Origin of the sequence: Azospirillum sp. Sh1 (assembly GCF_008365135.1) — a bacterium.
Classification (GTDB): domain Bacteria; phylum Pseudomonadota; class Alphaproteobacteria; order Azospirillales; family Azospirillaceae; genus Azospirillum; species Azospirillum oryzae.
Map to the genome: position 1 here is coordinate 166,289 of NZ_VTTK01000009.1, position 25,723 is coordinate 192,011.

At 69.6% G+C, this 25,723-nt stretch carries 17 protein-coding genes; 3 read left to right on the forward strand and 14 right to left on the reverse strand.

The genetic code is table 11. From position 1 onward, the window contains the following. Positions 1–29: 29 nt before the first annotated feature. From FZ029_RS12100 to FZ029_RS12130, 7 genes are all read right to left on the reverse strand, one after another. The gene (locus FZ029_RS12100) at positions 30–536 is read right to left on the reverse strand and encodes a DUF4123 domain-containing protein (RefSeq protein ID WP_247892273.1); all 507 of its coding nucleotides are present in this window, start codon (positions 534–536) and stop codon (positions 30–32) included. Positions 537–675: 139 nt separating this feature from the next. Continuing rightward, complete coding sequence (gene tssI, locus FZ029_RS12105) at positions 676–2,739, reverse strand: type VI secretion system tip protein TssI/VgrG (RefSeq protein WP_149269457.1); 2,064 nt, start codon at positions 2,737–2,739, stop codon at positions 676–678. Next, positions 2,739–3,326 carry a type VI secretion system-associated protein TagF gene (gene tagF / locus FZ029_RS12110; protein ID WP_247892274.1) on the reverse strand — a complete coding sequence of 196 codons (588 nt, stop codon included), beginning with the start codon at positions 3,324–3,326 and terminating at the stop codon, positions 2,739–2,741. The genes tssI and tagF overlap by 1 nt, the downstream gene beginning before the upstream one ends. Beyond that, complete coding sequence (tssM, locus tag FZ029_RS12115) at positions 3,326–6,862, reverse strand: type VI secretion system membrane subunit TssM (protein WP_149269459.1); 3,537 nt, start codon at positions 6,860–6,862, stop codon at positions 3,326–3,328. The genes tagF and tssM overlap by 1 nt, the downstream gene beginning before the upstream one ends. 92 nt (positions 6,863–6,954) lie before the next feature. Further along, entirely contained in the window at positions 6,955–8,358 is a 1,404-nt protein-coding gene (tssL, locus tag FZ029_RS12120) for a type VI secretion system protein TssL, long form (RefSeq protein ID WP_149269496.1), read from the reverse strand. Between the two features lie 144 nt (positions 8,359–8,502). Then, positions 8,503–11,847, reverse strand: coding sequence for a caspase family protein (locus tag FZ029_RS12125; protein ID WP_247892275.1), 3,345 nt, complete (start codon positions 11,845–11,847; stop codon positions 8,503–8,505). A gap of 162 nt (positions 11,848–12,009) precedes the next feature. Further along, positions 12,010–12,825: a YMGG-like glycine zipper-containing protein gene (locus FZ029_RS12130; protein WP_149269460.1), complete on the reverse strand. Its 816-nt coding sequence runs from the start codon at positions 12,823–12,825 to the stop codon at positions 12,010–12,012. A gap of 293 nt (positions 12,826–13,118) precedes the next feature. Here FZ029_RS12130 and FZ029_RS12135 point away from each other — a divergent pair, with 293 nt between their 5' ends. Further along, positions 13,119–14,690 (forward strand): caspase family protein, encoded by a 1,572-nt coding sequence (locus tag FZ029_RS12135; protein ID WP_247892276.1) that lies wholly within the window; start codon positions 13,119–13,121, stop codon positions 14,688–14,690. Positions 14,691–14,708: 18 nt separating this feature from the next. Here FZ029_RS12135 and FZ029_RS12140 read toward each other — a convergent pair whose 3' ends face one another. Genes FZ029_RS12140 through FZ029_RS12155 form a run of 4 tightly spaced genes read right to left on the reverse strand, consistent with a single transcriptional unit; the run spans position 14,709 to position 18,165 of the window. Further along, positions 14,709–15,152, reverse strand: a complete 444-nt coding sequence (locus FZ029_RS12140) for a GyrI-like domain-containing protein (RefSeq protein WP_149269461.1) — start codon at positions 15,150–15,152, stop codon at positions 14,709–14,711. Between the two features lie 21 nt (positions 15,153–15,173). Next, positions 15,174–15,980, reverse strand: coding sequence for an aminotransferase class IV (locus FZ029_RS12145; RefSeq protein WP_149269462.1), 807 nt, complete (start codon positions 15,978–15,980; stop codon positions 15,174–15,176). After that, positions 15,977–17,356, reverse strand: coding sequence for an aminodeoxychorismate synthase component I (pabB, locus tag FZ029_RS12150; protein WP_149269463.1), 1,380 nt, complete (start codon positions 17,354–17,356; stop codon positions 15,977–15,979). The genes FZ029_RS12145 and pabB overlap by 4 nt, the downstream gene beginning before the upstream one ends. Positions 17,357–17,379: 23 nt before the next feature. Further along, a complete protein-coding gene (locus tag FZ029_RS12155) occupies positions 17,380–18,165 on the reverse strand; it encodes an SDR family oxidoreductase (RefSeq protein ID WP_149269464.1) in 786 nt (261 codons plus the stop codon). Between the two features lie 248 nt (positions 18,166–18,413). Between FZ029_RS12155 and FZ029_RS12160 the strand changes: the two genes are divergently transcribed. Further along, on the forward strand, positions 18,414–19,103 hold the full coding sequence (locus FZ029_RS12160) for a hypothetical protein (RefSeq protein WP_247892277.1): 690 nt from the start codon (positions 18,414–18,416) through the stop codon (positions 19,101–19,103). Positions 19,104–19,191: 88 nt separating this feature from the next. On the opposite strand, the gene clpB is transcribed toward FZ029_RS12160, so the two are convergent. Next, positions 19,192–21,876: an ATP-dependent chaperone ClpB gene (gene clpB / locus FZ029_RS12165; RefSeq protein ID WP_149269465.1), complete on the reverse strand. Its 2,685-nt coding sequence runs from the start codon at positions 21,874–21,876 to the stop codon at positions 19,192–19,194. A gap of 445 nt (positions 21,877–22,321) precedes the next feature. Continuing rightward, on the reverse strand, positions 22,322–23,536 hold the full coding sequence (locus FZ029_RS12170) for a hypothetical protein (protein WP_149269466.1): 1,215 nt from the start codon (positions 23,534–23,536) through the stop codon (positions 22,322–22,324). 391 nt (positions 23,537–23,927) lie between these two features. Here FZ029_RS12170 and FZ029_RS12175 point away from each other — a divergent pair, with 391 nt between their 5' ends. After that, positions 23,928–24,842 (forward strand): LysR substrate-binding domain-containing protein, encoded by a 915-nt coding sequence (locus tag FZ029_RS12175; protein ID WP_149269467.1) that lies wholly within the window; start codon positions 23,928–23,930, stop codon positions 24,840–24,842. Positions 24,843–24,872: 30 nt separating this feature from the next. On the opposite strand, the gene FZ029_RS12180 is transcribed toward FZ029_RS12175, so the two are convergent. Further along, positions 24,873–25,523, reverse strand: a complete 651-nt coding sequence (locus FZ029_RS12180) for an OmpA family protein (protein WP_247892278.1) — start codon at positions 25,521–25,523, stop codon at positions 24,873–24,875. Between the last annotated feature and the right edge of the window lie 200 nt (positions 25,524–25,723).

The window sequence follows — 25,723 nt, forward strand, 5'->3', positions numbered from 1 at the left end:
CACCGCTGGGGTCTCCTTTGGCTTGGACATCAGCGGACAGGGGGGGCGCCGGCCGCCGCCGCGGGCGCGCCGAGGGGCACTTCGACGCGGCGCAGGTCGCCGTCCACCAATTCGAACAGGACGAGCGCATCGGCGCCCTCGTCCTCCATCATGAACCGGATGCCGGACCCGAACAACGCGTCGCGCTGGGCGGCATCGCTGATCGGCAGGAAGCTGCGCAGCACCGCCGGATCGTAGAAACGGAACAGGTAGGCCGCCCCCTTCGCGTCGTTGACGATGGTGAGCTTGCGGAAATGCCGGCGCACCGTGTCGATGTCGCCGCCGGCCTGCACCAGGATGCCCCAGCCACGGCCCCAGCCTTCCCCCACCAGCCAGTCGGCGACGGCGCCGCCGCGATCCAGCCGGACCAGATAGGGGGCCACCTCGGCCATCTCGCTCGCGGTTTCACCCTGGTAGAGGGCGCGCATCTCCGCCTCCTCCTCCCGCGCCAGCAGGCCGGGATAGAGGCCGGGGTCGCGCGCGGCGTCGACGATCATGTAGAGGCCGCACTCATCCCCATCCGATCCGCCCACTTTCGCGCTCTCGGGCCACAGATGATGCGCGAGCCGGGCAACCACCTCCTGCGGGGTGCGGCGGGGGGATGGGCCTGTCATCGCCTGGTTCATGTCCGGTGGGTCACTTCTGGCAGATCTCGCACAGCGGCGTGTTGGACGCGGCGGCGTTGCGCATCACCATGGCCTGCGCCGCGGCCTTCGGGCTGTGACTTTGCGCCGCGCGCGGCAGCTTCGCCTTGGGCGGCGCCTTGATCGACCCGCCCTTGTCCTTGTCGGCGGGCGACGGCTTGTCGGGCTTCGCCGGCGCCGCGCTCAGCCCGTTGGCGGCACCGCCGCTGTTGATCAGCACCATGGTGCCGTTCATCGAGATGCCGGCGGCGTTCAGCGTGATGAAGCTGCCGCCGACCTTGAGGGTCAGCGAGGCCCCGGCCTCCAGGCACAGGTTGGTCCCGGCATGGACGGCATAGTTGGTGCCGACCTTGTCGTGCACATCGACGCCGACGCTGCGCGACACGCCGCCGCCGATGGATTCCACATGGTCGCCGTCCACCGTGGCGTGGTGGTTCTTGCCCACCCACTCCCACAGGCCCCCGGCGACGTTCACATGCTGGCCCGACGCCACCGACGTCCGGCTGTCATGGCCGATGCGCAGGTCGTAGTCGCGCTGGGCATGGAGGAAGACCTGCTCCTTCCCCGCCTTGTCCTCGAAGCGGATCTCGTTGAAGCCGCGCCCGCCGGGCGAGCTGCGCGTCTTGATGCCGGACCGCGTCTTGTGTTCGGGCAGGGCATAGGTCGGCAGCGCGTCGGCGTTGTTGACCACGCCGATCACCATCGGCCGGTCGGGATCGCCGTCGACGAAATCGACCAGCACCTCCATGCCGACGCGCGGCACCGTCTGCATGCCCCACTGGTGCCCGGCCCAGCTCTGCGCCACCCGGATCCAGCAGGAGCTTTTCTCGTCCGACCGGCCGCGGCGGTCCCAATGGAACTGCACCATGATGCGGCCGAACTTGTCGGTGTAGATCTCCTCCCCCGCCGGCCCGACGACGAAGGCGGTCTGGATGCCGCGCACCGACGGCTTCCGCGTCGACCGGACCGGCCGCACCACCGATTTCGCCGGCAGGGCATAGAAGCTGTTGCCGTAGGAGGCCTTGCGCTTGTCGCCGGGCAGGAACCCTTCGTTGCAGGCGTCGAACTCCAGCTCGGCCACCACGACGGGCTGGTTGTTCTCGGCCGCCGTCGGGTGGTCGGTCAGCGCGAAGGTCATGCCGGGATGCAGGGTGCGGCAGGCGCCGACGCCGTGCACCCCCTCCAGCCCGCGCTCCTCCGTCTCCATCCGGCGGCGGGCGAGCGTGGACCCCGCATCGCGCGTGGCAAAGCGGCCGGGATATTCGAACAGCTCGTACTTGGTGGACACCGGCACCTTGGCGACCGACGCCTCGCCGCTGTCGAGCGGCGTGCGCGGCGCCTGGAAATCATAATCCTTGGTGGCCCAGCGCCCCGACGCGATGGAATAGACCCGCTCCCACCGCTCGATCTGGTCGGCATATTGGCCGCTGGGATTGAAGCGCAGCGTGGCCGGCGACAGCTTGGCGTAGCCGGCCGCGCTGTCCGACAGGATCAGCTTGTGGCGGTTGCGCTCATGCGCGAAGTAATAATAGATGCCCTCTTCTTCGAGCAGCCGGCTGACGAAATCGAAGTAGGTCTCGTTGTACTGAACGCAATATTCGCGCGGCTGGTAGCTGCCGGTCAGGCTGCGGAATTCGAAGTTGGAAAAGCCGAATTCATGGAAGATCGTCTCGACGATCTTCGGCACCGCCATCGGGCCGCCGTTGCCCAGGCTGTGGAAGATGCGGCAATCGCTGGTGTAGGACAGCAGCGACAGCCAGGGCACCACCTCCATCGTGTAATAACGCTGGTCGCGTCCCACCGGCACGCCGACGCCGAGCGAGCGGGCGATGCCGTTGACGTAATGCCGCTCGCCGCTCAGCTGACGGAAGCCGATGTTCACGCTGTTGCCGACGATGACTTCCGGCGCCAACGGCTCGATGGGCCCGAGCGCATCGATGCGGTACAGGAAGGGACAGGACAGCGACTCCCGCCCCTGCACCCGCTCCACCAGCAGCACATCGGGGCCGGCCGGGGTTTCCAGCGACAGCAGGCGGTCATCCTGGACGAACTGCATCACGCGCCCTCCCCGGCCCGGCCGGTCAGGAAATCGGCGAAGCATGCCGCGGGCGGCAGGCCGGCGCCGGTGAAGCCCTGCTCCGCCACGCCTTCCCCGCCCAGCGTCCACCAGCGGGCGGCGGCGGACGTCGACGGCGCGGTGGGTTGCGGCACCGACAATGCGCCGACGGAGCCGACGAAGGCTTCGACATCCAGCGTATGGGTCAGGGCGGACAGGGCCAAGTCCTCCGCCGCCTCGAACCATGGGCCGTCGGTCTCGGCACCGTCGGCGGACTGGCCGGGGGCGAGCAGCGCCACCAGGGTCAGCGGGAAATGCCGCCCGGCCTTGTCGACGCTGGACATCATCACGCCGGCCGCCGCCTGCGGTCCGCACACCCCCGCCGCCAGCACGAAACGCCAGATCGGCGCGTTGAGGTAGCGGTCCATCCACCCCTCGCCCAGTGCCGCCCGGCTGGCCTGCAACCCGTCGAGCAGCCACTCGTGCCACGGGTCGGCGAAGGTCCGCGGCAGTCCACGCAGCAGGAAGTCGCCGCGCGCCGGCAGTTTGCCGAAACAGCCGGCATGTCCCGTCAAAGACTGTCCCATCAAAGACTGTCCGGGCATCGGAAGTCCTTGAGGTCGCGGATCGAGAAGGGGTTGACGGCGCTGGTCATGCGCACGTCGAACCCGGCCGACTTGCCGGCGGCGCCGAAGCTCAGCGGGATGCGGTCGGGCACCGCCCCCTTGCGGCCGCGGTTGGCGTCCAGCGTGCGGAACCACGCCCAGCTTCCACTGCGCTGGGTCATCTCCGGCGGTTCGGTCGGCTGGCCGGTGAAGGTCACGCGCAGGTCGCCCGCCCCGCCCGGCTTCGGCCATTGCAGCCCCTGCGCCAGCGTGGCGTTGCGGGCGAAGGTCAGGCGCTGGCCGTCGATGTCCAGATCGACCTGCTCCACTCCCGGACCGAGGTAGGTCGGGCGCAGTTCGAAGCGCAGCGACGGCGCCCGGCCCCCGTCGGGGAAGAAGGCGTCGCGGATCGCCGCCGCATGCTGGAAGGCCGGCAGGACCGCGGCCGGGATGCCGAGGTCGGCGGCCGACGGCTGCCAGCGCCAGGGTTCCTTGGTCGTGTCGACGAACGGCCGCAGCCGGTTGGTGAAGAAGGCGTCGATCAGTCCGCCGGGCGCGAACATCCGGGCGAAATCATCCATGCCGACGTCGGCCGAGGCGCCCTTCACGAAGGGATAGCGGTTGTCGAGCGCGCGGCGGCACCAGGGCACGACCGTGCTCTGCCATTCCGCGTTGATCTGCGAGCGGGCGCCACTCAGCGTCCGCGCCGTGCCCTGCTCCACCAGCTCTTCCGTCCAGCGACGGACCGGCTGCGGGAAATAGCCGACGTCGGTGGCCAGCTTCTGGAACACCTCGCCGCCGCCGTTGGCCGCCAGATCGAACAGCTTCTGCCCACCGCCGGAGCCGAGCGACAGCCGCGCCAGCACGGCATGCACGGCCTCCAACTGGCGCAGCAGCTCATCCAGCCGGGCGTTGCCGCTGTTGCGGGTGAAGTCGTTCAGCGGGCGGAAGCGGTCGTCGACCATCTGCGTGACCAGCTTCGCCACGCCGCTGTCGGCCGCCGCCGCGGCAACCGCAGCCACCGCGGGCGAGACGCCCGCAAGCGCCACCGCGGGCGAGGCGCCGGCCGGCGCCTCCGGCACGCGCTGCAGCGTCGTCTCGTTCGCCACCGCCGTCAGCAGCTTCTGCAGGGGAGAGCTGCGGCCGGACAGGATGTTGACCTCCTCGGCCAGCGCCTGCGGGTTGGCGGCCGGCACCAGGGTGATGTCGTTCAGCAGCGCATCCCAGCGGCCGGCATAATCGCGCAGGTAAAGCGTCAGTGCCGCCGTCTCAAGTTCCGGACCGGCTTCCTGCCCGCGCGGGGGCCCAAGCAGCCAGCTGAGGTCGCGCACCGAGCGCGCTGCGCCGGGCAGGCCCGGCAGCATGACGGAGGTGAAGCCTTGCAGGGTATAGAAACCGGGGACGCCGTCGCTGAACCGCGCGCCGGAGGAGCGGCGGAACACCCGGTCGCCTTCCGGCCCGGCCTGCTCCGACGGGCGCCAGTCCTGCAGCTTGCGCGCCGCCTCGCCGTCGCGCACGGCGGCATAGGCGCGGGCGGCCAGCGGCGTGCGGGCCAGCACCTCGCGCGCCTGCCGGATCAGCTCGGCATCCAGGTTGGCCTTCGGCAGGCCGGCGGGAGCGGACAGCCCGGCGTCGATGTGGCCGAGGATCGCCTTGGTCTCGTCCTCGCCCGGCGGGGGCGAGACCCGGCGCAGCCAGCCGACGGTCCAGCCCTTCACCTCGTCGCCGTTGACCGGACCGGCGCCGCCCAGCGTCAGGTAGAGGCGCAGCAGGGCCTCCACCGCCGGGGCGTCGTCGGCCATCAGCCGGTCGCGCAGGTCGCGCTGCACCCGCACCAGCAGGCGCGGCATCAGCAGCCCGTTGACGGCGCGGCGATAGAGCACATCGCCGGCCTCCTCCAGCTTGTCGCCCTGGTAGAGACCGAAATCGAGCGCCAGCTTCTGCTTCAGCGCCAGCGTGTCATGGCCAGCCGGCAGGGCGCGCAGCTCGTTCAGCACCGGCCACACGCGGCGGATGTCGTCGTCGGCGACGGTGCCGGCGGCCAGCGCCTCCGCCTTCGGCCGATAGGCGTCGACCGCCTGCTGTTCACGGTCGATCAGCCCGGCATTGCCGAGATAGCTGGCGACCCAGGCGGCGGTCGCGGCGGTGGTGACCAGCCCGAACAGGCTGTAGGCGATGCGCGGGATCCAGATGCGCCGCCGTTCCGCCGCCGGGTCGAAGCCGACCATGTTGGCCTCGCGGAACACCAGATCGTTCAGCAGGCCGCCCAGGAAATAGCTGCGCTGCTGTCCCGCGGCGACCGCGCCGCCGCGGAAGGGCGCCGCCGGCAGGCCGAAGCTCTCGGCCAGACCGCCGATCAGCCGGTCGATCTGCGTGCCTTCCTGGGTGCCGCTGGTGAAATAGATGCCGCGCAGCCGCAGCGCCGGCTCGTACCGGTTGGCCTTGAAGGCGGCGGACACGAAGTCGAGCAGCGGCTCCTTCAGCGAGGCGAGCTGCGACGGGAAGGCGAAGATGGCGCCGCGGCGCTCCTGCGCATGTTCCTGCTGGATGCGGTCGACGGCACGTGCGGACAGCCGGCCGGCGATGCCGTCCAGCTCGCTGCCCAGCGTCGCCATGCCGGCATCGCCCAGCTCGCTCTCGGCAGCCGGCAGGGTGACGCCGACGATCTGCCGGCGTTCGTCGCGGTTCAGGTCGTGGAAGAACTCGTTGAAGCCGGCGATCAGGTCGGCCTTGGTCAGCAGCAGGTAGACGGGCGCCTTGACCTTGAGCGTCTCGTACAGCTCGCGCAGGCGGCGGCGGATGGCGGCGGCATGCTGCGCCCGCTCCTCCGGCCCGGCGGCGGCGAGGTCGGGGACCGCCATCGCCACCAGCACGCCGTTGATCGGCTGGCGCGACCGCGCATCCTTCAGCAGCTTCAGGAAGGCGCCCCAGCCGGTCTGGTCGACCGTCTCGTGGCTGTCTTGGGTGGTGTAGCGCCCGGCGGTGTCGAGGAAGATCGCCTCGTCGGCGAACCACCAGTCGCATTGCCGGGTGCCGCCGACGCCCTTCAGCGGCTTGCCCCCGGTCTGGTCGGCCAGCGGGAAGTTCAGGCCGCTCTTCAGCAGCGCCGTGGTCTTGCCGGCGCCCGGCGGACCGATGATGACGTACCAGGGGGTGCTGTAGAGATAGCCGTCGCCCAGGCCCCGCTGCTTGCGTCCGGCCTTCAGCAGGGCGAGGGATTCGGCGAAGGTTTTGCGCAGGCCGGCGACCTCGTCGGCCTGGTCCACCGCCGCCATGCGCGCCGCGTCGGCGCCGCCGGTCAACTCCGCCGTCATCCGTTCCTCGGCCTTGGCGTCGCGGCGCTTCAGCAGGAGCAGCACGATGACGAAGATCGGGAAGGGCACGGCGGCGGCGACCGCCAGCCAGGGCATGTCCAGACCGGCGAGCGGCGCCAGCAGCGCGATCAGCGCCGCGGCGATCACCGCGGCGATGAGGCCCAACACTGCGCGGGAGAGCAAGATGGCGGTCAGCCGACTCATTCCGATACCCCTGTCCCTGATCTTCCTTCGGCATCATCGCCTTTCGGCGTCTCTGCCGGCCGCTGGCACCGCCCCGGGCGGGGCGGGGCCGCTCACTTCTTGAGGATGATGTCGATCCGGCGATTCGTCGCCCGGCCTTCGGGCGTGTCGTTGGACGCCACCGGCTCGGTATCGGACTTGCCTTCCGCCTTCAGGCGGGACTTGTCGGCGAACAGCGGCTCGAACTCCGCCATCACCGATTCGGCGCGGGCCTTCGACAGGTGCCAGTTCGACGGGAAGCGCAGGCGTCCGCCGCCGGTCATCGGCACATTGTCGGTGTGGCCGGTGATCAGCACCGCGCCCGGCTCCTCCGCGACGGCACGGCCGACGCGCAGGACCGATCCCCGCACCTTGTCGTTCAGGCTGGCGCTGCCGCTGGCGAACAGGTTGCTGCCGCGCATGCGCACGGTGACCGACAGCGCGTCCTCCGTCACCTCGACCAGCCCTTCGGCGATCTCCGGTTCCAGGAATTTGCGCACGCGCTGGACCTGGGTCGTCGGCGGCGGGGGCGGCGGGGCGATCTGCGGCGGGGGCGGCGCCTCCTCCGCCAGCTTGACCGGGGCGGGCGATTCGATCACCACGCCGCCGTGCGGCGGCAGCCCGGCCAGGCCGGCGAACAGCCGGTCGGATGCGCCGTTCAGCAGGAAGCTGAGGGCCAGGAACAGCAGCAGCAGGAACAGCGCGGTTCCGGCGCCGGTCACCCAGACCGGCAGCGAACTGCGCGGCGGCCGGTACTCCATCGCCATCGCCGCCGCGTTGGGGCAGAGGATGCGGTCGGCGTAGCCGCGCTGCTTGACCAGGATGTTGTAGACGTCTTCGCGGATGCGGGCGTGCTCGGTGTCCTGGCGGCCGCCGACACGGTAGCGGCCGCGGAAGCCCAGCGACAGGCAGAGATACATCAGCTCCAGCAGATCGCCGTACTTGCCCGGATCCTGGCGGGCGGAGGCGAGACGCTCATAGAACTGCTCGCCGCCGACGACGTTTTTGTGGAACATGCTGGTGACGTTCTGGCGCGTCCACGAACTCTGGCTGCCCCAGGGGGAATTCAGCACGATGTCGTCGACCAGCGCGCAGAGCACATAGTGCGCCGTCGCCTGGGTCGCCCCGTCCATGCCGGACGACGTCACCCATTTCTTGAAGTCGCCGAGCGCGCCGATCACGCGCTGGCGCAGCGATTCCAGGTCCGGCACGCCGCCGATGTCGTTCAGCCGCGCCGCCAGAAGCAGCACCGGCGAGGCGGCGGCGGCCAGCGGCGAACGCGCGGCGAAGATGGCCGCCAGCGCCGGGCCCGAAACCCCGACCGCCGACGCCCGCGATGCGAAAGCCGTCTCCCCGCCCGCCGAACCGCCGGCTGAACCGTCCGATGCGGCCGGCCGCCGGCCGCCCGGCGTCGGCATCAGGACCGTGCGTTCCGATTCCGGTCCGGGCGTGCCGCCAAACTGATCGCCGCCTTGCATGTCCACCCCAATCCGCGCTCCGTCCCGGAATCGGTCCGGTCCACCTTTGCAACCACTTTGAACGAACCAATCGAGCTTAATCTACCCATTTTTCACGGCCGATTCCGGTGGGGCATGCGTCATGCTGCCGTGGCGCCGCCATCCTCACGGCTTTCCGGCCTCGGGCGCCGCCAGCGCGAAGGGATTCAGCTCGTTGCCGCCGGTCTTGAAGATCGCGGACTGATGCCAGCGCTTCTCCCGCGCAAGACGTGGCACCGCACGGTTCACATACTGACCGAGCGTGAGGTTATAGACCGCTTCGTCCCCAGGTAGCAGCGCCTTGCCTTTCAGCCCTTCCAGGACCGCGTGGGCGAAGATGCCGTTGCGACCGTCATAGCTGTCCAGCGCCTCCTCCTGCTCCGACGAGGCGGCCAGCAGGTAGCGCTGCCCCATGTCCTGGTACAGCTTGTCGACCGTGCCGGCGGACACCGCACCGGAATGGCAGGTGTCGAGCATCACCAGCACGTTGCGGGCGGAAATCGCGCTGACCAGCCGGTTCAGCTCCTTCTCCGACAGGCCCTCGCGGCTGATCGCCTCGGCGGTGGCGGCGGTCACGTCCTGGGTGATGAAGTGGTAGAGCTTGACCGACGGGTCCTTGGGCGACGGCACGATCACGCCGTGGCCGGCAAGGTAGAGGACGACCGTGTCCTCCTCCCGCGCATTGGCGGCGAGCGCCTCCAGCCCGGCGACGACGGCCTCGCGGCTCGCCTCCTCGTCATAAAGCGTCTTGGACAGAGCCAGCGACTGGTCCCGGTCATAGCCGGCGGGAATCCGGCCGCGCAACGCGTCGGCGAAGGCGGTGGCGTCGGCGCGGGCAAAGCGCAGCTGCGCCCCCTCCGGCCGGTACTTGTCGATGCCGACGACGAAGGTGATCAGCCGCGGCCGGTCCGGCACCGCGCGCTGCCCCTTGCCGTCGTCCGCCGCGGCGTCGGCCACCGCGGCCGGCTTCGGCAGCACGAAATCGACCAGCGCCGAGCGCTCGTAGATCGCATCGGAGCCGTTGTAGGCGCGGATCTGCACCCGGTTGCTGCCGGGGTCGAGCCGGATGGTGCTGACCCGCTCCTCCGGTGCAGCCGTCTGGTCCTTGGGCGCCGCATCGGGTGGGGCGGCCGGGGGTTGCGCAGCAGTTGCGGGTTGGGGCGCCGGCTCCTTGGCGCGGGCGAAGGCGCGGGACTTGTCCTGGCCGCTGACGTTGCGGCCGTTGCGGAACAGGTCGACCGTGCCGATGCCGCCGCCGGTGTCGGCCAGACGGTAGCGCAGGCGGACGGAACCGATCCCCTCCGGCAACGCGACGGTCAGGCGCGGTTCCTCCGCCGCGACGTCCAGATCGACCCCTTGCGAGCCCGCTTGAGACCCGCTCTGCGCCGATGGCGTCGACGGCTTCGGCGGTGCCGCCGGCGATGGTGCCGGCTCCTTGGCGCGGGCGAAGGCGCGGCTGACCGGCGTCATGTCCAGCGGATGGCAGGTTTCGGCATCCGCCGCGGCGGTCGGAGTGGGGGTCGGAGCGGTCGGCATTGGGGCGGGGGCCGGGGCCGGGCTTGCCGTCGGCGCGGGCGCCTCGGCGGCGCCGGTGCCGAGCGCCAGTCCGCGGGCGGCGGCGGGCACGGTGCAATAATCCAGCAGGGTCACCTGCGGACGGCGCTGGGTCAGCAGGCGGATGTCACCGATGGCGGCGAGCCGCGCCGCGATGTCCGCCTGCCCGGTCTGCTGCAGCTTGGCGCGCACCAGTTCGGGGGCGTCGAACACGCGGTAGACCTGCTTGAACTCGATCCACTGGCTGCCCTTCTTCTTCGGGTCGTTCAGGTGGAAGCCGACCAGCGTCTCGCCGCCGCTTTCGGAATGGTCGAAGAAGGCCTCCGGCGTCCACAGCACCCATCGGCGGCCATCGCGGTGCGGGAACAGCGCCGCCAGTTCCTCCAGCGGCCGGGCGCCGCCCGACAGCGCGTACCAGCGCAGCGTGCCGTCGCCCAGCGCGGCCACGGCGACGCGGCCGTCGGACGATGCCACAACTCCCCACACGGCGGCCGGCACCTCGGCGCGGGCAAGCTCGGCCCCGGCTGAATCGAGAAGGCGCAGGCTGAATTCGCCGCCCAGCAGCACGCGGCGCTGCGGACCCAGCACGGTGACGCTGCGCGCCCACTCGCCGCTGTCCAGCTTCACCGGCTGGCCGTTCACCTTCGGCGCGCGGCTGTTGCGCCAATCGGCGACGCCGATCCCCGGCCCCTCTGCGGCTGGACGGTTCAGGCCCGGCAACGGTTCCGGCGCCGGGGTCAGGCTGCGGGCCAGCACGTCGAAGCGCATCGGCCGCCGGCCGCCCTGCTCCATGCCGAATTCCAGCACCAGACCGTCGTCGGACAGGCCGAAACGGCCGAGATGGATGTCGCGGTAATCGGCGACGTCGCCCATGCGGGCGAACTGCAGCCGGCCGGCCGGGTCGATCACGCCCCAACCGGGATCGGCGGCGGCAAAGGCCACCCCGCCGCCCGGCAGGGCCAGAAGATAGGTCACGGAATCGCGCGCCGCCGCGACGTCGGTGAAGGCGCCCTTCCCCGCCTCCGCCCAGCGGCGCACCACGTTGCGCGTGCCATCCTGGGTCGCGGTGCCGGCGGCGACCAGGGTGGTGCCGTCCCAGGCGACGGCGGCGAAGCTGCCCCCGGCGATGCCGGTGGTCTTGGGCGAATAGCGCGTCTTCAGGTCGGTGCCGGACAGCACGTCGACCCGCGTCTGGTCGGCATAGCCGACCGCCAGCAGCGACCCGTCATGGGAAAAGGCGACCGAATAGGGAAGCCCCTTGCCCGGATTGCGCTTGGCCTTCTGCTTGAAGCCGGCGTCATAGAGCCGGACATTGCCGTCGAAGGAGGCGGTGGCGAGCCGCCCGTCGGGGGCGAAGGCAAGGGCCGAAACCCGTGCCTCGTACCCGGTATCCTCCGCGACCATGCGGAAACTGGTGCTGTCCCACACGCGGAGGCCCGCGGTGCCGCCGAACGCCCCGGCGACGAACCGGCCGTCCGGCGAGATGGCCAGATCGTTCAGCACCTGAGGCTGGCCGGGAAGCCGGGCCTTCAGCCGCTGCGCCTTCACGTCGAACAGGTAGAGCGTGACGCCGTCGCCCCAGCTGGTTCCCGTGTTCCCCGCCGCGACGGCCAGCGAGCCGTCGGCGGACAGGGCGACGGCATAGAGCGCCCCCTCGTCCCCCGCCTCCATCGGCACGCGCAGCACGCCCAACGGCTCGCCGCTGTCGCGGCTCCACAGGCGCAGGGTCTTGTCGTTGGAAACGCTGGCGATCAGCCGGCCCTGCGCATCGCTGGCCAGCCGGTTGACGCGCGCGGTGTGGCCGCCGGTCTCAATGCGCAGGAAGGCCCCGGTCGACGCATCGCCCGCCAGCGCCGCCCCGGTCCCGAGCCGCCCCGGCAGGAACCCGCCCAGCAGCAGGCCGAAAACGGCCCACAAGAAGACGGCGGCGCGGAGGCCGCATCGAAGTCGCACGTTCTGGCGAGTAGGACAGCCGGCCATCATCCGTTCCGCTTGCACTGTGTCACCGGGACCGGTCCGGCCGCGGGTCCCGTCGATCTCGGGGGACACGCGGCCGGGCCGGGCCGGTCAGAGTACGCCTCAGACCGCGTCGAGGGTGGCTTCCTTCTGGGCGATCTGCTGAATGCTGCTGGTGGTAGCGTTGATGCGCTCAGACGTTTCGAAGGCGGTGTTGGTGCGCTGGACCACCTGCGACGCCGGAGTGCCGCTGGCGGTGGTGGTCTGCTTGGCCTTCTTCTTCTTGGTCTGCGCCTGGACCGCGGTCTTGGTGCGGATCTTCTCGGCGGAGCCGGGTTCGATGTTGTCGGCGGCGATCAGATATTCGTCGCGGCGCTTGACGATGTTCTGGTTGATGCTGCTGGCGATGGCGTAATCCTTGTCCAGCTGGGTGCGGATCAGGGTCATGCGCTGCTCCGCCTCCGGCTTGCCGATGCGCTTGGCCTTGTAGTCGGCCTTGACGCGCGCGATCTCGGCGCGGCGGCAGTTCACCAGCTGGTCGAGCGCGACCTGGGTGCGGTCCAGGTTCTGGTTCTCGGCGTCGAGGTCGTTCATCACGCCCAGGATCGCCTGATCGCGGCCCTGCTGCGCCTTCGAATTCCAGTAGCCGCCGAGCGTGCCCAGCGCGGCACCGGCCGCGGCGCCGATCAGCGCGCTCTTCAGGTTGCCGCCGGCGAGCGCGCCGGTCAGCGCACCGACGCCGGCACCGATGGCGGCGCCCTTCAGCATGTCCTCGGCATAATAGTTGCCGGTCGAGTCGAGGGCGACGCGGTACTGGTAGCAGGCGTCGGTGCCGTCATTCGCGCCGATGCGGTCCTGCTGCGTGGTCACGCAGCCGCTGAGCGCCATGGCGACGATGGTGATGGAGACGAGGCTTGCCTTGGCGCGGTTGCTTCGCATGAGCTGATTCCCGTTTGCACTGCCGTTTGCGGCGTCATTCGTTCCGTCCCCGAATTCCCAGCCGGCCGTTCCACCCCCACAGTGGATGCGGCCCCCCTGCCGATCGGGTCCGGCTGCAACGCTGCCACAGCAACAACCGCAAAGGAAGTGATCTTTACCACCAATTCGTGCGGCCTTTTATGCATCGGCATCCACGTGTAGCCTGTGCTGCACGGCATCGTTGGGGGACTGCAATGTTTGGAGGAAGGCGACGCCAAGGCACGGCCGCCGGCGCAATTCTGGGCGGATTCGTCATGGTGGCGACCGCGGCGGGACTTGCGCTCGGGCCTGCGCCGGCGCGGGCGGAAATCGGCGCCCTGGTCATCGGAATCGACCGGTATACCCAGGTCAACCCGCTGCAGGGCGCGGTGAACGACGCCCGCGACATCGCCGACGCGCTGAAGGGGCTGGGCGTCCGCAAGCTGCGCCTGTTCATCGACGGCGAGGCGGAGCGCAGCCGGATCATCGCCGCGTGGCGCCAGCTGATTGCCGAAACCGCCCCCGACTCGACGCTGGTCTTGACCTTCGCCGGCCATGGCGCCCAGCAACCGGAGCGTGTGCCCGGCAGCGAGGCCGACGGCATGGACGAGTTCCTGGTGCTGGCCGACTTCGCGCCGCGCGGCCCCGGCACCGCCCAGCGGCTGACCGACGACGAGATCGCCGTGCTGCTGAAGGAGGCCGCTCCGCGCCGGGTGATCTTCATCTCCGATTCGTGCCATTCCGGCACGATGACCCGCGCCTTCGACGACCGCGCCGGCATGCTTGGCACGCGGGCGGCGAAGATCGACGGCGTTCCAGTCGACCATATCGAGGACGACGCCCTTCCCCTGCCCACCCGCGCCGCCCTGCAGGCGGAGGCGGAGGAACAGCCGAACGTCACCTTCTTCGCCGCGGTCGCCGACCACGAGCTGGCGCCGGAGGTGATGATCGACCGCAAGCCGCGCGGCGCGCTCAGCTGGGCCTTCGCCAATGCGCTGCGCGGTCAGGCCGACCGCGACGGCGACGGCATCGTCACCAAGGGGGAGCTGGAGGCCCATGTCCGCGGCGCCGTGCGCATGGCGCTGGAGGGGCGGCAGCATCCGCAGGTGCAGCCGCGCGGCCGTGGCGAGATCCCGCTGATCGACCCGGTCGCCGGCCGGCCTAAGCCGCCGTCCCTGCTGCCGGCCGCCGGGCCGATCCCGTTGCGCATCCTGGGCAAACCCGCGGCGGTGAAGAAGCTGGCGGCGGGCTTCACCGGGATCGAACTCGCCGGGAAGGACGATCCCGCCCTGGTCTGGGACGGCGCCACCGGCGAGGTGGTCAGCTCGATGGGCGACGTGCTGGCCAGCATCCCCGGCGACCCGATGGCGCCGGAAACCCGGCGGCGGGTGCAGGGGGTGGTCGACAAATGGGCGCTGGTGGTGCGGGTGAAGGCGGCGGCGCAGGACCGTTCGCTGACCCTGGCGGTGGAGCCGGGCGACCGCGATTACCGCAAGGGGGAGACGGTCTCGCTCGCCATCGGCGGCAACAGCGGGACCTATTTCACCCTGATCAACCTCGCCGCCGACGGCACGGTCAACTACCTCTACCCGCTGGCGGAGCGCAACGACCCGGCGCAGATCCCGCGCGGCGGCCCCTACCGGCTGGCGCTGACGGTGGAGCCGCCCTTCGGCGCCGACCATTTCCTCGCCATCGCCTCGCCGAAGCCGATGACGGGGCTGCAGCGCGATCTCGCGGCGCTCGACGGCAAGCCGGCCGCCGGGGAGGTCGCCGCCCTGCTGACCCGTCACCTGACCGGACAGCCGGTGGAGTTCGGCATCCACGGCGTCTACAGCACCGCACGCTGAGCGGCGCCGGACGCGGCGTCAGGCCAGCGCCGGCAGTTGCGGGGCGAGCGCCAGATGCAGTTCGTGGCGCCCGTCCGGCAGCCCCGGCCGGTAGCCGAAATCGAGGGCGATGCCGGACAGCGTCAGCCCGTTCGCGTCGGCATGGGCATGCAGGCGGGCGAAGCCGTCGGCGATCTCCGCCGCCGGTCCGTCCTGCACGGTCCGCAGATAGCGGCCGGCGTCGAGGTCGACGCGGACCATGCCGGCGGGAATTTCGCTCGCCTTCGCCGCCATGAAGCCGACCAGCCGGCGCTGTAGCCCGTTCTCCTCCGGCAGCGAAACGGCGGCGAAAGCGGCCGTTCCGGTGTCGGCGGCGAACACGCGCTCCCACGCGGCGGTTACGGCGGCGGGCAGGTCGTCGCGGCTCGCCTCGACCATGCAGCCGATGACGGTCAGTTCGGGAAAGGTCACTGTCTCGATCATCACAGTCCCATGAATGGCGGTTTACAGGTCCGCATCGGCCAGCAGGCGGGCCAGCACCGGACCGGCGGCGCCGGAACCGACCGGCCGGCCGTCCACGGCCACCAGCGGGCGCAGGCCCAGGCTGTTGGTCAGGATGGCCTCGTCGGCGCGGGCGAGGTCGTCGGGGGTGAGCGGCGCCTCTTCGGCGCCATGGCGCTCCAGGATAAGGGCGCGGCGGATGCCGGCGAGGGCGCCGTCGGCGACGGGCGGGGTGAGCAGCCGGCCGCCGATGGACAGGAAAAGGGTGGCGACGCTCGATTCCGCCAGCCGGCCGGCGCCGTTCAGCAGCAGCGCCTCGTCGGCGCCACGTTCCGCCGCCTCCTGCCGGGCCAGGATTGAATCCAGGTAGTTCAGCGACTTCAGCCGGGACAGCGGCGAATACTCGTTGCGGCGGGTGCAGCCGGCGATGATCGCGGCGACCGGCGCGGTCATGTGGGCGGCCGGCGCTGCCGTCATCAGCAGGGTCGGCCGGGCGTCGGCCGGCGGCAGCACGCCGCGGGCACCGGTACCGCGCGACAGGGTCAGGCGCAGGACGCCGTCGGCGACACCGGTGGCCTCGATCAGCGCCGCCATGGCGCCGGTCAGTTCCACCGAGTCATGAGGCAGCGGCAGGCGGAGCAGCGCCGATCCGGCGCCCAGCCGGTCGAGATGGCGCGGCAGGTGGCGCAGAGCACCGTCCTTGATCCGGATCGTCTCGAACAGCCCGTCGCCGAGGGTGAAACCGCGGTCGGTCGGGTCGACCCGCGCCTCCGCGGCGGGCACCAACCGTCCGTTCAGCCAGATTGTCATCGCATCCCCTCCCCTGCCCACTCCACCACCGGATATCCTGCGGCACGCAGCTGGGCGCGGGCCTTGACCAGCATCTCCTCATGCTCGTCCGCCGGATCGGAATCGGCGACGATGCCGCCGCCGGCCTGGGCGATCACATGATCCTGCGTCACCGACAGGGTGCGGATGACGATGTTGCTGTCCATGGCGCCGTCGAAGCCGATCCAGACCACCGACCCGCAATAGGCGCCGCGCCGCGCCACCTCCAGCTCGTCGATGATCTGCATGGCGCGGATCTTCGGCGCCCCGGTGATCGACCCGCCGGGACAGGCGGCGCGCAGCAGGTCGACCGGTCCCAGCCCCGGCAGCAGGCGGGACGTGACCACGGACACCAGATGATGGACGGTGGCGAAGCTCTCCAGCCCGAACAGCACCGGCACCTTGACGCTGCCGATCTCCGACACCCGCGCCAGATCGTTGCGCAGCAGGTCGGTGATCATCAGGTTTTCCGCCCGGTCCTTGATGCTGGCCGACAGTTCCGCCGCCGCCGCCGCGTCGGCGGCCGGGTCCGCATGCCTGGGGCGGGTGCCCTTGATCGGCCGCGTTTCGATCGTCCGGTCGGCGCCCAGCCGGATGAAGCGCTCTGGGGACGCCCCGGCCAGACGCAGCCGGGGGCCGCAGTTCAGGAAAGCGGCGAAGGGCGCCGGGCTGAGACGGCGCAGCCGCTCGTACAGCGCGTAGGCGTCGGTGTCCGGCCCGGCATCGGCCAGGAAGCGCTGCGTGAAGTTGGCCTGATAGATGTCGCCGGCGCGGATATACTCCAGAACCCGCCCGACCCGGTCGAGATAGTCGGGGCGCGACAGCTCCGACCACCAGCGCATCGGCTCAGGCCCGGCCGATTGTTCCGGAGGCGGAACGGATAGCCGCGCCGCCATGCGCCGGGCGCGGTCCTCCGCCTCCGGCCGGGCGGCGATCACCCAGGCGCGCCGTTCCTGCTGGTCGAAGGCCGCCACGACATCGTACAGGCCGAAGGCGAAGTCCGGCTGGCCGCCAGGATTGCCATGGCGGGAGCGCAGCCCCTCCAAAGCCGTTCCGGCTTCGTAACCAATGAAGCCCACGGCGCCACCGGTGAAGGGAACCGGGCTGCCGGATGGATGCGGATGAGCGGCCAGCGCCCGTTCCAGCGCGTCGAAGGGGCTGCCGCCGACCGGGCGGCCATCGACGAGGGTTCGCCCACCGGTCGCTTCGACGGTTTGGAACGGTTCCGCAACGATATAGGAATGTCGCCCGTTCCGCGGATGGGGTGCGGCGCTGTCGAGCAGCATCGCCCAGGGCTCGGCGCTCCAGGGGCGGAACAGGGCGGCGGGATCGCCGCAGGAGATGGGGATCGTCAGCATGGCGGGGGCAGTCGGCCGTCGGCTTACATCAAGATGGTGGCGCCGCCATCGACGACCAAGACGTGACCGTTGACATAGGACGCCGCCGCCGAGGCCAGGAACACCGCCGCCCCGGCGATCTCCTCCGGCCGCCCCCAGCGCCGCATCGGCGTGCGGTTGGCGAAATAAGCGGAGCGCTCCGGATCTTCCGTAATGGCCGCGTTCGTTTCGGTTGCGAAAAAGCCGGGAGCGATGGCGTTGCTGGTCAGTCCCACCGGTCCATATTCGGCGGCCAGCGCCCGCACCATGCCGTTCAGTCCCGATTTCGCCGCGGCATAGACGCTGTCATTGGCCCGCGCGATCTGCCCGGCGACGGAGGTGACGGCGATCAGCCGGCCGCTGCCCCGCGGCAGCATCAGCCGCGTCGCCTCCCGCGCCAGGATGAGGCTGGAGGCCAGATCGACATCGAGAAGGGCGACGATCTCGTCGTCCGTCAGCTCGGCCAGCGGCTTGCGGTTGCGCTGCCCGACATTCTGCACCAGCACGTCGAGGCGTCCATGCTCCCGTGCGATCCGTGCGAAGGCATCGCGCACCGCCGCCCGGTCCGCCACATCGAAGGCCAGCGCCGAAGCCGACCCGCCGGCCTCCGCGATTTCCGCCACGCGGGCTTCCAGCGTGGCGGTGTCCCGGCCGTTCAGCAGCACATGCGCCCCCGACCCGGCGAGCGCCCGCGCGATCTCCAGCCCCAGCCCGCGGCCCGACCCGGTGACGAGCGCCACCTGCCCGGCGAGCGAGAAGGTCGACAGATAGGGTGGGATGGTCGCGGCCATGTCTGCCTCCGGCTGTTGCGGCACCGCCCGCGCCCGGACGGTGTCGGGATGGCGGTGCCGAGATGTAGCAGACCCGCCGGCTCAATGGCACCCCGGACGGCACCCCGAATGCCACCCCGGACGCGCGGGCGGCCGGCGCCGGTCGCGGTCCCTCTTGTTGGCCGATTGTTGCCGGGCTAACACTTTCGGAGGAGCGGTCTTCCGTCCGCCAGCCAGCCGCTCCGCCGCATCGCAGGGAGTGCCCGACCATGCCGCTGCCGCCGCCCGAGAAGCTTCGCGAACTCGCAAAGATTTTCCAGACCAACGCGCCGTCCGCCAAGGATTTCGAGCCCTTCAGCGAAACGCGCGCGAAGTTGGCGAAATACTCCAAGATGGCGCTGATCGGCGGCGCCCAGGCCGGGCTGCAAAGCGGTCTGACCGCGCTCAGCGGTGTGGCGACCACGGCCGTCAATGTCGGCATCGGCTCCATCACGCTCTTCCCCCTCGGGGCGGCGCTGGGGCCGTGGCTGGGGGCGCTGGCCATCGGCATCACCGCGAACGGCATCTTCGCTCTGCATGACCTGCGCGATTCCGCTACGCGCAGCACCGGCTATCCATGCAGTTGCGGGAAGTGCAAGCACAACCTGACCTACGTCATCGACCGCAAGGAAAACAACGCGGCGATCAAGGCGGTCAGCGTCTTCACCGTCGGGCTGCCGCTGATCGCCGACCGGATTTGGTCGGTGCGCAAGTATTTCCGGAAGGAAAGCCCGAAGGAGAACATCTGCATCAGCATGATCGAGGGCGCACGCGGCGGCTGCCAGTGCGCCATCGCGTCGGTCATGATGCTGTGCGGCGAGTGGAAGCAGAATGAAAAGGCGGATGCCGCGCTGGTGGTCGACGCGGTCGCCATCATCTGGTCGAGCGACGGCGCTAAGAAGCTGAAGTCGAAATGGTGACACCCGGCCGCCAAACTCCGCCGCCCTGACAAGAAAAAGGCTTCGGATGACCGGCATCCGAAGCCTTTTTGTCTGAATCGGCGGCCGGTCAGTGGACCGACGCCTCCCGCGCCGCGGCGGCGCTCGCCACCGGCGGCAGGGCAAAGCCGAGCGGCGGGCGTTCCGGCGCCTTGAAGCCGTGCGCCCGGTCCTCCTCGACAACCACGCCGTCCAGCGCCAGCCGGCCATCGACCACCGACAGGGTCATGGTGGTCTTGCCCTCCACCTCCTCGTCGAGCAGACGCTCGGCGATGGGGTCCTCGACAAGGCCCTGGATGGCGCGCTTCAGCGGACGGGCGCCGAAGGCCGGATCCCAGCCCAGTTCGCCCAGCCGCCGCTTGGCCGCCGCATCCGCCGCCAGGGTGACGCCGCGTTCGGCCAGCCGCTCGTTGACGCGGGACAGCTGGATGTCGACGATCCGCGACATCTGGTCCCGGCCCAGCCGGCGGAAGATCAGCACGTCGTCCAGCCGGTTGAGGAACTCCGGCCGGAACGCCTTGCGCACCGCGTCCATCACCTCCACCGTCACCCCGGCCATATCCTCGTCGTCCCCCAGGGCGCTCAGCGCCTCGGCCCCCAGGTTGGAGGTCATGATGAGGATGGCGTGGCGGAAATCGGCGGTCCGGCCCTGCCCGTCGGTCAGCCGCCCGTCGTCGAGCGCCTGCAGCAGGACGTTCAGCACGTCGGGATGCGCCTTCTCCACCTCGTCCAGCAGCACGACCTGATAGGGCCGGCGCCGGATGCGCTCCGCCAGCGAGCCGCCGTCGTCATAGCCGACATAACCCGGCGGCGAGCCGATCATCCGGCTGACCGCGTGCTTCTCCATGTACTCCGACATGTCGAGGCGGGTGATCGCCGTCTCATCGTCGAACAGGAAGGCGGCCAGCGCCTTGGCCAGCTCGGTCTTGCCGACGCCGGTCGGGCCCAGGAACAGGAAGGAGCCGGTCGGGCGGCTGGGGTCCTTCAGCCCGGCGCGGGCGCGCCGCACCGCCTTGGACACCGCACGCACCGCCTCCTTCTGGCCGACGACGCGCTCCGCCAGCTTGTCCTCCATGCCCTTCAGCCGCTGACGCTCGCCCTCCAGCATCCGTTCAACCGGGATGCCGGTCCAGCGGGTGACGACGGCGCCGATGTCCTTGGCCGTCACCTCGTCGCGCTCCGTGCTGGCGCGCGATTCGGCCTCAGCCAGACGCTTCTCAAGGTCGGGCACCACGCCATAGGCAAGCTCGCCGGCCTTGGCCCAGTCGCCGTCGCGCTGGGCGCGCTCCAGCCTGGTGCGGGCCTGGTCAAGCTCCTCCTTCAGGCGGCGGCCCTCGGTGCGGCGTGACTGCGAGGCCCGCCATTCCTCCTCCATCGAGGACTGGCGGGCTTCCGCCTCGGCCAACTCGCCTTCCAGGGCGTGCAGCCGTTCCTGCGAGGCGGCGTCCGGCTCGGCCTTCAGCGCCTCGCGCTCGATCTTCAGCTGGGCGACGCGGCGGTCGACGGCGTCGAGCGCCTCCGGCTTGCTGTCGATGGCCATGCGCAGGCGGCTCGCCGCCTCGTCGACGAGGTCGATGGCCTTGTCGGGCAGCCGGCGGTCGCCGATGTAGCGCGCCGACAGGCTCACCGCCGCGACCACCGCCGCGTCGGCGATGCGCACGCCGTGATGGACCTCGTACTTGCCCTTGATGCCGCGTAGGATCGACACGGCGTCGTCCACCGACGGCTCGTCCACCGTCACCGGCTGGAAGCGGCGGGCCAGCGCGGCGTCCTTCTCGATGTACTTGCGGTACTCGTCGGGCGTGGTGGCGCCGACACAGCGCAGCTCGCCACGCGCCAGCGCGGGCTTCAGCATGTTGGCGGCGTCCATCGCGCCGTCGGTGCGGCCGGCGCCGATCAGCGTGTGCAGCTCGTCGATGAACAGGATGATGCGGCCGTTGGCCTCCTGCACCTCGCTGAGGACCGATTTCAGCCGCTCCTCGAACTCGCCGCGGAACTTGGCGCCTGCCAGGAGCGCGGTGAGGTCGAGCGCCAGGACACGGCGGTCCTTCAACCCTTCCGGCACGTCGCCGGAGGCCAGACGCTGGGCCAGCCCCTCGACCACGGCGGTCTTGCCGACGCCGGGGTCGCCGATCAGCACCGGGTTGTTCTTGGTGCGGCGGGCCAGCACCTGGATGGTGCGGCGGATCTCGTCGTCGCGGCCGATGACCGGGTCGAGCCGGCCCTGCCGCGCCTCTTCCGTCAGGTCGCGGGTGTAGCGGGCCAGCGCCTCACCGGAGATGGTTTCAGTCTCGGCGTCGGCGGGATGGTCCTTGCGCTGGGCATCGGCGGCGGCGGCCAGCGCGTCGGCATCGACGCCGGCGCGGCGGAACAGCGCGCGCAGCGGGCCGCTCTGGCGGGCCAGACTCTCCAGCAGCCGTTCGGCGGTGACGAAGCGGTCGCCGCCGTTGCGCGCCGAGGCGACGGCGCCCTGCAGCACGGCGGCCAGCGCCGGCGACATGTAGAGCGGCTGCGGGCCTTCGCCGGCGCCCGGCTGGACCGGAGCGCGGGACAGCTGTTCCTCGGTCGCGGACTTCAGCAGATCGGGATCGCCGCCGGTGTCGCGCACCAGACGCGCGGCGACGCCGCTGGTGTCGTCGATCAGGGCCTTCAGCAGATGTTCGGGGAGAAGCTGTTGATGCCGCTCGGCAAGGGCGGCGATCTGCGCGGCCTGAATGACGCCACGCGCACGATCGGTGAATTGACCGAAGTCCATCCGGCACTCCGTTTCCCAAGGTCTCCCGCCCAGCCATCCGGCGCGGGACGGCGCGTCCGCGATCCGCAAAATGCGCGATCGCCCGGCGCCTGATGGGTAAATGGTTAACGGATTTGCGGCGATCAAGAGGGGGTGGAGGGCAAGGCGCCGCCACCGGATGGGCTATCCGGGCGGCGGGCATTCTGAAAATATTTGCCACGAAGCGCGCAGTTTTCAGCCACTCGACGGCGGTTGACCATCGGCAGATCCCGTCGTTTTGATTGAACGATCCAACCGCTCATACAATCAAACGTAAATAGGCGGGTGCGGCCTCCCGGCCGCCTGCCTTCGCAGGCATGGGCTTTCGGGGCCGCCGTCGCGGCCCCTTCAGTCACACGCAAGTCATGACCTATGCCAGATCCCGGTGAGTTGGGCTCTTCGGGACTTGGTATTAGGTTCGAATTTATCAGACGGGTGGAAGCGGTTGCTGTTGCAGCAGGGCCAACTCCTCGCAGAACTTCTCGACACCACCGGTGCCGGCCAGGCTTTCGGAAAAGGATTTGGTGACCGACACTTTGAACTCGTTCAGCTTCCGGCCGCGATCATTTTCGAATTCATACATGTTGGACGTGCCCCAAAGCATGGACTGCGGAGTGAGGGACGTGCTGATGAATTCATCGATCACATAGCCGAGAAGAAAGATCGGTTGATGACCCGGATAGAAGGCAGGAGCTATCTGCTGATGGGTCTTGAGATAGCTGAGGCGCTTCTCCAGGACGATCTTCCAGGTGTCCTGCACCATCTTCAGATAGTCCGCGGCCTGCTTTTTGACCGCCTCGGCGCTCTGCGCCGCCGCCACGGAATTGCCGCCATGGCGGTCGAGCACCGCAAGTTCCTGAAGCAATGCCAAATGAACGCCCACGGCCAACAGGAATGCCGGAAAGCCCGGCTCCCGCACGTCCGGTTGAGCCAAGGTATAGGTAACGTCCGTATACATCGGCGTGGAAAACTGCAAAACCATACCCTTTAGCCAATCTATCGAATTCGATGATCCCGGATTGTAACCAGGATAAGAATTTCGCATAAAGGCCTGCGTGCCGTTGATATGGCCATTGATGGAATGAATTTTTGCCTCTGCTAGCCTCTTATCGAACATCACCACGATTTTATTGTACATATCATCGAAATATGTGGCGATATTCTGATCCTTCGGCGGAAAGATCGCATCGAAGATTTTGGCACCGATCAGTCCGCCGACCTTTCCTGCCAGCGCCTTCGCCAGCGCGCCGGCGATGGATCCGATCACCGCAATGAAACGCGCATCCCGCGCGAGCGAATCGGTCGGTTGATAGAGGGCGTTCAACGCCTCGATGGCCGAATCCGGATGCGAGACCCCCGCCTCTGCACAGATGTCGTCCCAGCAACAGGCTTTCCGCGAGCCGTTCAACGTGAGGGCGATGCCGTTGTCGCCATCCTTCTCCCAGCCGACCGGCGTCTCCAGCAGTTTGGTCAATGCGTCTTTCGAAGTCGAGCGGCCGGCTTCGAAATCGGCCGCGGCACGGCAAAGCGCCCAGAACGGAACAGCTGTTTCCACGCCGTCAGAATCGACAAGGGCAATCGAATCGCCATTGGCAACCAAACGAATACTCTCTTGACCGGCAGTATTGGTATTTTCTGACATTGCGATTCCTCTCTCAATGTTTTCTGAGACATTCAAATAAAGGCAGCGTGAGACGGATGACTGTAGGGGTCGAACCTCACCCGACAGTCCCACCCGGGATTCCCAGGGAGGAGCCGGACACCTCTGCCGCCGGACATATACAGATAAGCGATAAAGATTAATTTTTCTCTCTATGAGAGCGTATTTTTAAACTTAAGTCTTTTTTGGAGATTTTATATTTCGATTTTTCTTTTTAATTGCGTTCATGGCGACTGGTCCGCAACCGACAACGCCTCGAACGCCACTCAGGCTTTGCAGCCTCCGTTGCGGACAAACGACATGCCATATTGACACGTGATCTCCACCGCTCCCTTCATAGCGCAGCACTATGGATGACAAGGGTTCCGGCAGGATGGACGTGCGGCAGCTTCGCTATTTCCTGGGCATCGTCGAGCATGGCTCGATCTCCCGCGCGGCGGAGGCGTTGCGGGTGGCCCAGCCGGCGCTCAGCCTGCATCTGAAGCGGTTGGAAGAGGATTTCGGCTGCCAACTCGTGCTGCGCACGGCACGTGGGGTGGTGCCGACGGAAAGCGGGCGACGGCTGGCGCAACGGGCGGCGGCGTTGATCGACCAGATGGACGGGCTGCACGACGAGGTGCGTGCGGTGGAAGCGGTGCCGGCCGGGCCGGCGACCGTCGGCATCCCGACCTCGCTGGGGCCGGTGCTGACCGTGCCGCTGGCGCTGGCGGTGCGTCGCACCCATCCGCAGATCCGGCTGCGGGTGGTGGAGGGGCTGTCCGGCCATATGCTGGAATGGGTGCTGTCAGGGCAGCTCGACCTCGCCCTGGTGTTCGGCACCAAGGAGATGGGCGGGCTGGAAACCGAACTGGTGGCGCGCGAAAGGCTGCATCTGGTCGGGCCGGCCGATGACCCGCTGCTGCGCGGCCGCAACGCCATTCCCTTCGCCGAGGCGCTGTCCCTGCCGCTGATCCTGCCCGGCCGCCCGCACGGCGTGCGCGAAGAGGTCGAGCATGCCGCCCTGCTGGCAAGGGCCGGGGTCACCGTCGCGCTGGAGATCGACGCACTGGAGCAGATCAAGGCGCTGGTGGCGGAAGGTTGCGGCTATACCGTCCTGTCGGACCGGGTGGCGCGGCATGGCGCGGCGGCGGAGCGGCTGACCGGCCTGCCCATCGTCGATCCGCAGATCGACCGGACCATCCTGCTGGCCCATGCCGCCGGCCGGCCGATGTCGGCCGCCGCCCGCGCGACGCACGGCATCCTCGGCGGGATCCTGGCCGGCCTGACGCAGGACGGCGGCTGGCGCTGAGCAACCCCGGCCCTGATCCCGCTTGGACGGTCATGAGCCCAGGTTGACAATCTCCACCCGCCGGTTGGCGTCGCTGGCCGGATTCGCCGGGTCGAGAAGCTGCTGCGAGCCGCGGCCGATGGCGACCAGCCGGCCCGACGACACGCCGAAGGTCCGGGTCAGGTAATCGCGAACCGAGGCGGCGCGCCGCTTCGACAGGGCGAGATTGTAGTCGGGGTTGCCGACGCCGTCGGTATGGCCGGTCAGCTGGAAGCGGTAGGCGGCGAGATCCGGCGAGGTCAGGGCGCGGCCCAGCTCGTTCAGGATGCCGGTCGCCGTCGGCGTCAGCTCCGCCGAATTGAAGGCGAACTCCACCTGGAAGCTGATGCGCGGCGCCTCCTTCGGTTGCGTCGCGGCGGCCTTGAATGTGGCCACCTTGGACGTGGCGGCCTTGGAGGCAGGGGTCGCAGGGACGGGGGCGGAGCCCGGAGCAGCGGCGGGAACGGCGCCGGGAACGGCGGAAGCAGCCGGAGCGGGCGCCGTGTCACCGGTGCCCAATGCCAGACCGCGTGTCTTCGGCACCGGCGTCAGCGCCTTGATGAAATCCTCCGACGTGGTCGGGGCAGATGCCGGGTCGGTGGCCCATGCAGCACCGCCCATGACCAGGAGCAGACCCAGGCCAGCCAGCGCCGGCCGCAACATCCCGACCGTTCCCATTCCCGAAGCCCCACTTCCAAATCCGGATCAAACCGGTGTCATCCTAGCCGATCGCGCGTCCGACCGCCAGAGCCAGACCGAAGGGTTGTACAGCCGCCATCCGGCACGTCATCAGGATCGGGATGGCACCGCGCGCATCGCTGCGGACCATTTTTGCCGCAGGATAGGGCGGTCCCCGGTCTTGC

What these genes read in the sequence shown, in the direction of transcription:
- tssL (WP_149269496.1), bottom strand. Translation starts at nt 8,358, where the DNA reads ATGCAAGGCGGCGATCAGTTTGGCGGCACGCCCGGACCGGAATCGGAA.
- FZ029_RS12175 (WP_149269467.1), top strand. Translation starts at nt 23,928, where the DNA reads ATGGACGTGCGGCAGCTTCGCTATTTCCTGGGCATCGTCGAGCATGGC.
- FZ029_RS12130 (WP_149269460.1), bottom strand. Translation starts at nt 12,825, where the DNA reads ATGCGAAGCAACCGCGCCAAGGCAAGCCTCGTCTCCATCACCATCGTC.
- tagF (WP_247892274.1), bottom strand. Translation starts at nt 3,326, where the DNA reads ATGGGACAGTCTTTGACGGGACATGCCGGCTGTTTCGGCAAACTGCCG.
- pabB (WP_149269463.1), bottom strand. Translation starts at nt 17,356, where the DNA reads ATGCTGACGATCCCCATCTCCTGCGGCGATCCCGCCGCCCTGTTCCGC.
- clpB (WP_149269465.1), bottom strand. Translation starts at nt 21,876, where the DNA reads ATGGACTTCGGTCAATTCACCGATCGTGCGCGTGGCGTCATTCAGGCC.
- FZ029_RS12180 (WP_247892278.1), bottom strand. Translation starts at nt 25,523, where the DNA reads ATGTTGCGGCCGGCGCTGGCTGGCCTGGGTCTGCTCCTGGTCATGGGC.
- FZ029_RS12100 (WP_247892273.1), bottom strand. Translation starts at nt 536, where the DNA reads ATGATCGTCGACGCCGCGCGCGACCCCGGCCTCTATCCCGGCCTGCTG.
- FZ029_RS12140 (WP_149269461.1), bottom strand. Translation starts at nt 15,152, where the DNA reads ATGATCGAGACAGTGACCTTTCCCGAACTGACCGTCATCGGCTGCATG.
- FZ029_RS12135 (WP_247892276.1), top strand. Translation starts at nt 13,119, where the DNA reads ATGGTGGCGACCGCGGCGGGACTTGCGCTCGGGCCTGCGCCGGCGCGG.
- FZ029_RS12145 (WP_149269462.1), bottom strand. Translation starts at nt 15,980, where the DNA reads ATGACAATCTGGCTGAACGGACGGTTGGTGCCCGCCGCGGAGGCGCGG.
- tssI (WP_149269457.1), bottom strand. Translation starts at nt 2,739, where the DNA reads ATGCAGTTCGTCCAGGATGACCGCCTGCTGTCGCTGGAAACCCCGGCC.
- FZ029_RS12170 (WP_149269466.1), bottom strand. Translation starts at nt 23,536, where the DNA reads ATGTCAGAAAATACCAATACTGCCGGTCAAGAGAGTATTCGTTTGGTT.
- FZ029_RS12155 (WP_149269464.1), bottom strand. Translation starts at nt 18,165, where the DNA reads ATGGCCGCGACCATCCCACCCTATCTGTCGACCTTCTCGCTCGCCGGG.
- tssM (WP_149269459.1), bottom strand. Translation starts at nt 6,862, where the DNA reads ATGAGTCGGCTGACCGCCATCTTGCTCTCCCGCGCAGTGTTGGGCCTC.
- FZ029_RS12160 (WP_247892277.1), top strand. Translation starts at nt 18,414, where the DNA reads ATGCCGCTGCCGCCGCCCGAGAAGCTTCGCGAACTCGCAAAGATTTTC.